This is a genomic window from Rhodococcus sp. IEGM 1318 (assembly GCF_033142465.1).
GTDB lineage: Bacteria > Actinomycetota > Actinomycetes > Mycobacteriales > Mycobacteriaceae > Rhodococcus_F > Rhodococcus_F qingshengii_B.
Window position 1 is genome coordinate 344,607 of the sequence record NZ_JAWLSC010000001.1, and the last position, 8,034, is coordinate 352,640.

Below are 8,034 nucleotides of genomic sequence, written 5' to 3' on the forward strand. Positions count from 1 at the left end.
ACTCAGTTAATCATAGTTAATCTAGTTTCAGTTATCGAGCATTAACTCATGGCGAAGGCGGCGGGATGACTCCCAGTGGAATCACGCAAGGATCGGGCTACCGGTCCGATCACACCGTTCTGGTGGACGAACTGAAGAAGAAACTGGCGCAAGCAGCGCTGGGTGGCAACGAGCGCTCTCGCGAGCGCCACGTGAGCAGAGGGAAGCTGCTGCCGCGAGATCGCGTCGACTCGCTGCTCGATCAGGGCAGCCCGTTCCTCGAGCTGTCCCCGCTCGCGGCCAACGGCCTGTACGACGACGAGTGCCCCGGCGCCGGCGTCATCACCGGCATCGGCCGTGTGTCGGGCCGCGAGTGCGTCATCGTTGCCAACGACGCGACGGTCAAGGGCGGCACCTACTACCCGATGACGGTGAAGAAGCACCTGCGTGCGCAGGAAGTTGCACTGCAGAACAACCTTCCCTGCATCTACCTCGTCGACTCCGGCGGCGCCTTCCTGCCGCGCCAGGACGAAGTCTTCCCGGACCGCGAGCACTTCGGCCGGATCTTCTACAACCAGGCGACCATGAGCGCCAAGGGGATTCCCCAGATCGCCGCAGTTCTCGGTTCGTGTACCGCGGGCGGCGCATACGTGCCCGCGATGAGCGACGAAGCAGTGATCGTCCGCAACCAGGGCACCATCTTCCTCGGCGGCCCGCCGCTGGTGAAGGCAGCCACCGGTGAGATCGTGACGGCAGAAGAGCTCGGCGGCGGCGACCTGCACTCCAAGGTTTCCGGCGTCACCGACCACCTGGCCGAGGACGACCGCGACGCACTTCGTATCGTGCGCAACATCATTGCCACACTCGGCCCCCGTTCCGAGCGCCCGTGGGACGTCATCTCCACGGTTCCGCCTGTCGCAGATCAAAGCGAACTCTACGACGTCGTCCCGACCGATCCTCGTACTCCGTACGACGTGCACGAGGTGATCACCAAGCTCGTCGACGGTGGCGCGTTCCAGGAATTCAAGGCTGAGTACGGCAAGACGCTCGTCACCGGTTTCGCCCACATCGAGGGCCACCCGGTCGGCATCATCGCCAACAACGGCGTGCTCTTCGGCGAATCCGCCATGAAGGGAGCACATTTCATCGAACTGTGCGACAAGCGCAGTGTGCCGCTGCTGTTCCTGCAGAACATCGCGGGCTTCATGGTGGGACGCGACTACGAGGCCGGCGGCATCGCCAAGCACGGCGCCAAGATGGTCACGGCAGTTGCGTGTGCACGGGTTCCGAAGCTGACGGTTGTCATCGGCGGCTCTTACGGCGCCGGCAACTACTCCATGTGTGGACGCGCGTATTCACCTCGCTTCCTGTGGATGTGGCCGAACGCGCGCATCTCGGTCATGGGCGGCGAGCAGGCCGCGTCGGTGCTCTCGACCGTTCGTAGTGACCAGCTCGACAGCGCGGGCAATCCGTGGTCGGCCGAGGACGAAGAGTCCTTCAAGGCGCCGATCCGCGAGCAGTACGAGGCTCAGGGAAATCCGTACTACTCCACTGCGCGGCTGTGGGATGACGGTGTCATCGACCCCGCAGATACCAGAACTGTTCTCGGCCTGGCTCTCTCGGTGTGTGCAAACGCGCCGATCGAACCGGTCTCCTACGGCGTCTTCCGGATGTGAGCGAAATGACTGAGTTGCGCACTATCGATACTGTTCTCGTGGCCAACCGCGGTGAGATCGCGGTTCGTGTGATCCGCACGTTGCGTGAGTTGGGAATTCGCAGCGTCGCCGTCTACAGCGACGCCGACGCGAATGCTCGACACGTCCGCGAGGCCGACACCGCCGTCAACATCGGACCGGCTGCGGCGCGTGAAAGCTACCTCGTCATCGACAAGGTGATCGACGCTGCCAAGTCCACGGGCGCACAGGGCATTCACCCCGGCTACGGCTTCCTGTCGGAGAACTCGGCGTTCTCGGCTGCCTGTGCGGCCGCGGGAATCGCCTTCCTCGGCCCGTCCGAGCGAGCTATCGAAGTGATGGGTGACAAGATCACCGCGAAGAACGCAGTCGCCGCGTTCGACGTCCCGGTGGTCCCGGGCATCGCTCGTCCGAATCTGACCGACGAAGAACTGATCGCGGCAGCCGAGGACATCGGCTACCCGGTGTTGGTCAAGCCTTCCGCCGGTGGCGGCGGCAAGGGAATGCGTCTGGTCGAGGATCCGGCCAATCTGGCCGAGGCTCTTCGCAGTGCGCGTCGTGAGGCCGCGTCGTCGTTCGGCGACGACACCCTGTTCCTCGAGCGATTCGTCCTGCGGCCCCGGCACATCGAGGTCCAGGTTCTCGCCGACCAGCACGGCAACGTCGTTCACCTCGGTGAGCGCGAATGCAGCCTGCAGCGGCGTCATCAGAAGGTCATCGAAGAGGCTCCCTCGCCGCTGCTCGATCAGGTGACCCGTGACCGGATCGGTGCGGCAGCGTGCAACACCGCTCGAAGCGTCGATTACACCGGCGCCGGCACCGTGGAGTTCATCGTCTCCGCCGACAAGCCGGACGAGTTCTTCTTCATGGAGATGAATACCCGCCTGCAGGTCGAGCACCCCGTCACCGAAATGGTGACCGGACTGGATCTGGTCGAATGGCAGGTTCGTGTGGCAGCGGGAGAGAAGTTGGCCTTCTCCCAGAGTGACATCACGCTGACCGGGCACGCCATCGAAGCTCGTGTGTACGCGGAGGATCCGGGCCGTGGATTCCTGCCGACAGGTGGTCGCGTCGTCGATCTGGTCGAGCCGTCAGGTTCCGGCGTGCGCGTCGATTCCGGACTGCTCGCGGGCACCGTCGTCGGCAGTGACTACGACCCGATGCTCAGTAAGGTCATCGCCCACGCTCCCGACCGGGCGGGCGCACTGCGCAAGCTCGATCGCGCACTCGGTGACACCGCAGTGCTCGGAGTCGTGACCAACATCGAATTCGCACGGTTCCTTCTCGCTGATCCGGATGTGATCGCGGGCAACCTCGACACCGGTCTGCTCGATCGTCGCGTCGAAGACTTCGTCGCAGCCGACGCCTCCGACGAGGTTCTCATTGCTGCCGCGGCTTATCGCTGGCTCTCGCGGTGGACAACTTCGGAATCCGTTGATCCCTGGGACGTCCCGAGTGGATGGCGCGTCGGAACTCCCGCTCCGACCAGCATCAGGCTCTCCGCCGGCACCCGAACGGCGCACGTTGCGATCGTCGGGGTTCCCGCGGATGCAAAGGTCGAGGTCGAAGGTTCACAACCGCGCGCATTCAGCGCGACCCTGACGGGATCCGAACTGGCGGTGGTGATCGACGGACGCCGACGCACGTTCGTCGTCGCCGAGACCGACGGTGGTTTGTGGCTCGCGGGTGGCGGAACCTGGCACGTGCGCGAGGTTGCCGAAGTCAGCGTCCGCGGTGAGGACAAGCATGCCGGTGATGCCGAAATCGCCAGCCCCATGCCCGGTGCCGTCATCGCGGTCAACGTCGAGAACGGCGCGGCAGTGAGCGCGGGACAACCGCTCGTCGTGGTCGAGGCCATGAAGATGGAGCACTCCTTGACGTCCCCGATCGACGGGATCGTGGAAGTGCTTGTCCGTCAGGGCGATCAGGTGATGGTGGATCAGGTTCTGGCCCGCGTGGTACCTGCCCAAGACGAAGAGACTGCCGAAGAAAAGTCCGAGAACACGACGCCGAAGGAAGACGCCTGATGTCCGATTACCTTGCCACCGGAGCGCTTCCGGACGAATACCAGCAGCTCGCCAAGACCGTTGCCGACTTCGCCAAGACCGTCGTTGCACCGGTTGCTGCCGAGCACGACGCCAACCACACCTTTCCGTACGAGGTAGTTGCCGGGATGGCGGACATGGGCTTGTTCGGCCTGCCCTTCCCCGAGGAGTACGGCGGAATGGGTGGCGACTACTTCGCACTCTGCCTGGCGCTCGAAGAGTTGGGCAAGGTCGACCAGAGCGTCGCGATCACCCTCGAAGCCGGAGTGTCCTTGGGTGCCATGCCCATCTACCGCTTCGGTAACGAGGCACAGAAGGAAGAGTGGCTTCCGCAGCTCACCAGCGGCAAGTCTTTGGCTGCCTTCGGCCTGACCGAACCCGGTGCGGGTAGTGACGCCGGCGGAACCAAGACCACCGCGAAGTTCGACAGCGGCGAGTGGATCATCAACGGCAACAAGCAGTTCATCACCAACTCGGGCACAGACATCACCAAGCTCGTGACGGTCACCGCGGTCACGGGTGTCAAGGACGGGGGCAAGAAGGAGATCTCGACGATACTCGTGCCGACCACGACGCCCGGCTTCACTGCCGAACCGGCGTACAACAAGGTCGGCTGGAACGCATCCGACACCCATCCGCTCACGTTCGCGGATGTTCGTGTTCCCGAAGAGAATCTGCTCGGTGAGCGTGGCCGCGGCTACGCGAACTTCCTGCGCATCCTCGACGAAGGCCGCATCGCCATTTCCGCGTTGAGCGTCGGTGCAGCCCAGGGCTGCGTCGACGAGTCGATCAAGTACGCCAAGGAGCGCGAGGCGTTCGGTCGCCCCATCGGACACAACCAGGCCATCGCGTTCAAGATCGCGCGCATGGAGGCCCGCGCCCACGTCGCACGTACCGCGTACTACGACGCGGCCGCACTCATGTTGTCGGGCAAGCCGTTCAAGAAGCAGGCATCCATCGCCAAGCTCATTTCCTCCGAAGCTGCCATGGACAACGCTCGTGACGCCACACAGATCCACGGCGGATACGGCTTCATGAACGAGTACGCCGTCGCGCGCCACTACCGTGACAGCAAGATCCTCGAAATCGGTGAGGGAACGACCGAGGTGCAGTTGATGCTCATCGCTCGTGAGGCAGGGCTGTGACGAACCCCAAGAAGATCACTCAGCGCGGGCTCTGGTTCGAGGAGTTCGAGGTCGGCGCAATCTACGAGCATCGCCCAGGCCGGACGGTGACCGAGGCTGACAACGTCCTGTTCACGACTTTGACCATGAACACGCAGGCGTTGCATCTCGATGCCGCGTACAGCGAGGACACTCAATTCGGTGTGCGGCTGGTCAATTCGATGTTCACCCTGTCGACCATCGTCGGCCTGTCCGTCGCGCAGTTGACGCAGGGCACCATCGTGGCGAACCTCGGTTTCTCCGAGATCAGCTTCCCGAAGCCGCTCTTTCACGGCGACACCTTGTATGCCGAGACGCTCATCGCGGACAAGCGCGAGTCGAAGAGCCGTCCAGGTGAAGGCATCGTGACGCTCGTGCACACCGGGCGTAACCAGCACGGTGACGTCGTCGCACTGGCCACGCGCAAGACACTGGTGCAACTGCGTCCGGCAGAGGTGTCCTCATGACGTGGACACCGCCGGGGCCGGCGTGGTTGTTCTGCCCGGCGGATCGTCCCGAGCGCTATGCGAAGGCCGCGGCTGTTGCCGACGTCGTGATCCTCGATCTCGAAGACGGTGTGGCTCCGGCCGACAAGGAAGCCGCACGTGCAGCCCTGATCGACACGCCTCTCGATCCGGAGCGGACTGTCGTGCGCGTCAATCCGGTCGGTACTCGTGATCATGAACTCGATCTGATCGCGCTGGACGGCACACACTATTCGCGTCTCATGCTGTCCAAGTGCGAATCGGCCGAGGACGTCCTCTCGCTCGCACCGGCGGACGTGGTTGCACTCGTCGAGTCCCCGCGAGGAGCCCTCGCCGTGGCCGACATCGCGCTTGCTGCGAACGCCATCGGTGTCATGTGGGGAGCCGAGGATCTTGTGGCCGGTCTCGGCGGTAATTCGAGCAGGCACCCGAACGGTTCGTACCGCGACGTTGCCAAGCACGTCCGATCGACGTCTCTCCTGGCCGCGAAGAGCTACGGCCGGTTGGCTGTCGATTCCGTTTATCTCGACATCAAGGACCTCGTCGGCCTGGGCGTCGAGTCCGCTGATGCTGTCGCAGTCGGCTTCGACGTGAAGGTTGCGATCCACCCGAGTCAGGTCGAGGTCATCCGTGGTGCCTTCGCACCTTCGGAAAAAGAGATCGACTGGGCCACACGAGTGCTTGCCGCGGTGTCTACTGAACGTGGTGTGTTCGCGTTCGAGGGCAAGATGGTCGACGCTCCCGTTCTTCGTCACGCCGAGAAGCTTCTTCACCGAGCCGGAATCTTTCAGCAGAAGGAGAACTAACGGATGAGCAAAGTCGTGAATACGGCAGCTGAGGCAGTTGCCGACATCGCGAGCGGATCCAGGCTCGCAGTGGGCGGCTTCGGGCTGTGCGGTATTCCCGACGCACTGATCGCGGCGATCGCCGACGGCGACGCCACCGATCTCGAGGTGTTCTCCAACAACTGCGGTGTCGACGACTACGGTCTCGGCATTCTGCTCGGCGCGCACCGGATCGCCAGGGTGACGGCGTCGTACGTGGGGGAGAACAAGGAGTTCGCCCGCCAGTATCTCGCTGGTGAGCTCGAAGTGGAGTTGACGCCGCAGGGGACGCTGGCCGAGCGGCTGCGAGCAGGCGGTACCGGCATTCCGGCGTTCTACACTCCGGCCGGCGTCGGCACACCGATCGCCGAGGGCGGCTTGCCGTGGCGATACAACCCGGACGGTTCGATCGCCGTGGCGTCGCCACCGAAGGCGACGGCAGTGTTCGGTGGCCGCACGTATGTATTGGAAGAGGCGATCACCGCTGACTTCGCGCTCGTGCACGCGGACTACGGCGACACCGAAGGCAATCTCGTCTTCAACAAGACTGCGATGAACTTCAACCCGCTTGCCGCCATGGCGGGGCGGATCACCATCGCGCAGGTGGAGAACCTCGTAGAGCCGGGCGACATTGACCCTGCGCACGTTCACCTTCCCGGAGTGTTCGTCGCGCGCGTCGTGCATACGGGCCCACAGGAGAAGCGGATCGAGAAGCGGACCGTCTCGGGAGGTACCAAGTGAGCAGCGCAGAGGAAACTCGTATCGGTTGGACTCGCCACGAGATGGCCGCTCGCGCTGCTGCCGAGATGCGGCCAGGTGAGTACGTCAATCTCGGTATCGGCCTGCCGACGCTGATCCCCAGCTACCTGCCGGAGGGCGTCAAGGTAGTTCTCCACAGTGAGAACGGCATCCTCGGTACCGGACCGTACCCGACCGATGATCAGGTCGATGCCGACCTCATCAATGCCGGTAAAGAAACCGTCACCGTCAATCCAGGTGCCGCGTTCTTCGACTCGGCTCTCTCGTTCGGCATGATCCGCGGTGGTCACATCGACACCGCGGTGCTCGGCGGGATGCAGGTGTCGAAGACCGGTGACCTTGCCAACTGGATGGTGCCGGGCAAAATGGTGAAGGGTATGGGCGGGGCGATGGACCTGGTCCACGGTGCCCGCCGCGTCATCGTCGTGATGGAGCACACCGACCGCGACGGCAACCCCAAGATCGTCGAGGCGTGCACGCTGCCGCTTACCGGTCAGAGTGTCGTCAACCGGATCATCACCGACCTGGCAGTGCTGGACGTCACCGCGGACGGGCTGCAGCTTGTGGAGCTAGCTCCAGGTGTCACCAGCGATCACCTGCAGAGCGTGACTGGCGTCGCCTTGTCCTGAAGCTTCGTACCGTAAATCGAAGAACGCGCCGACCGCTGGTCGGCGCGTTCTTTCGTCGGTCTGTCGGCGTGTACCGATATTCTCGATCAGCGACTGTCGAATCTTGTTCGAGCTCAGGCACCCAGTACCTGGCGGCCCTGTAAATTGTCCGAGTGACTGATGTGGATTGGGGTGTAGATCGTCGGTTGCAATTGATTGTCCCAGGGGGAGAGATGTCGCGCGCCTCGTCTGAACGGTGCGTTTCGGCAATGCGATCGGGGGGTAGATGAGCTGGGCGATTTGTAACGAATTGCAACAAAACCGTCGATACACCGGGGTATGGATTTCTCTTGTCACCTATGTATCGGAGACAATGGGTGGTTCTGGCTCGTCGAGGTTGGATGAGGTCGGTAGCTGCTGCGAATCGGACGTTCGGCTCGCACGGGTGCGCAATGGTGTGGAAGAGAGGCTGTGGGC

Annotated in this window: 7 protein-coding genes; all 7 read left to right on the plus strand. The window is 63.3% G+C overall.

The window, feature by feature from the left end:
* The first annotated feature begins 65 nt into the window (after nt 1-65).
* The 7 genes from R4P65_RS01700 to R4P65_RS01730 are packed head-to-tail and all read left to right on the plus strand — an operon-like array spanning nt 66 to nt 7,578.
* On the plus strand, nt 66-1,655 hold the full coding sequence (locus R4P65_RS01700) for a carboxyl transferase domain-containing protein (protein ID WP_042453308.1): 1,590 nt from the start codon (nt 66-68) through the stop codon (nt 1,653-1,655).
* Nucleotides 1,656-1,660: 5 nt separating this feature from the next.
* The gene (locus tag R4P65_RS01705; RefSeq protein ID WP_317825229.1) at nt 1,661-3,700 is read left to right on the plus strand and encodes an acetyl/propionyl/methylcrotonyl-CoA carboxylase subunit alpha; all 2,040 of its coding nucleotides are present in this window, start codon (nt 1,661-1,663) and stop codon (nt 3,698-3,700) included.
* Nucleotides 3,700-4,863, plus strand: a complete 1,164-nt coding sequence (locus tag R4P65_RS01710; RefSeq protein WP_020906879.1) for an acyl-CoA dehydrogenase family protein — start codon at nt 3,700-3,702, stop codon at nt 4,861-4,863. The genes R4P65_RS01705 and R4P65_RS01710 overlap by 1 nt, the downstream gene beginning before the upstream one ends.
* Complete coding sequence (locus R4P65_RS01715) at nt 4,860-5,348, plus strand: MaoC family dehydratase (protein WP_003942078.1); 489 nt, start codon at nt 4,860-4,862, stop codon at nt 5,346-5,348. The genes R4P65_RS01710 and R4P65_RS01715 overlap by 4 nt, the downstream gene beginning before the upstream one ends.
* Nucleotides 5,345-6,172 (plus strand): CoA ester lyase, encoded by an 828-nt coding sequence (locus tag R4P65_RS01720; protein ID WP_317825230.1) that lies wholly within the window; start codon nt 5,345-5,347, stop codon nt 6,170-6,172. Before R4P65_RS01715 ends, R4P65_RS01720 begins: the two co-directional genes overlap by 4 nt.
* 3 nt (nt 6,173-6,175) lie before the next feature.
* Nucleotides 6,176-6,931: a CoA transferase subunit A gene (locus tag R4P65_RS01725; protein ID WP_007730192.1), complete on the plus strand. Its 756-nt coding sequence runs from the start codon at nt 6,176-6,178 to the stop codon at nt 6,929-6,931.
* 41 nt (nt 6,932-6,972) lie between these two features.
* Nucleotides 6,973-7,578 (plus strand): 3-oxoacid CoA-transferase subunit B, encoded by a 606-nt coding sequence (locus tag R4P65_RS01730; RefSeq protein ID WP_317825539.1) that lies wholly within the window; start codon nt 6,973-6,975, stop codon nt 7,576-7,578.
* The last annotated feature ends 456 nt before the right edge of the window (nt 7,579-8,034 follow it).